The organism is Pseudoalteromonas sp. GW168-MNA-CIBAN-0100, from assembly GCF_040309225.1.
Lineage (GTDB): Bacteria > Pseudomonadota > Gammaproteobacteria > Enterobacterales > Alteromonadaceae > Pseudoalteromonas > Pseudoalteromonas arctica.
This window is the reverse complement of sequence record NZ_JBEOOL010001110.1, coordinates 1-236: the sequence shown is the minus strand read 5'-3', so window position 1 is coordinate 236 and position 236 is coordinate 1. Positions and strand designations below refer to the sequence as shown.

Genomic DNA, 236 nt, shown 5'->3' with positions numbered 1-236 from the left:
TCATATTACAGCGCGAGCTGAAATTATTGTCTCTGCAACATGTTTCGATGCTTCGGCGTACTTCAAAAACTCCATAGAGTATGAAGCACGACCCTGTGTTGCAGATCGTAAGTCAGTAGCATAACCAAACATTTCAGAAAGGGGAACCTGTGCATTAATTTGCTTCAGTCCACCTAATGCATCTTCCATGCCTTCGATCATGCCGCGGCGACGGTTTAAGTCACCAACTACATCAC

Annotated in this window: 1 pseudogene; it reads right to left on the bottom strand. The window is 44.9% G+C overall.

Annotated elements, in window-relative coordinates:
* A pseudogene (gene fusA / locus AAEY62_RS24805) lies at positions 1 to 236 on the bottom strand (elongation factor G); the annotation flags it as partial.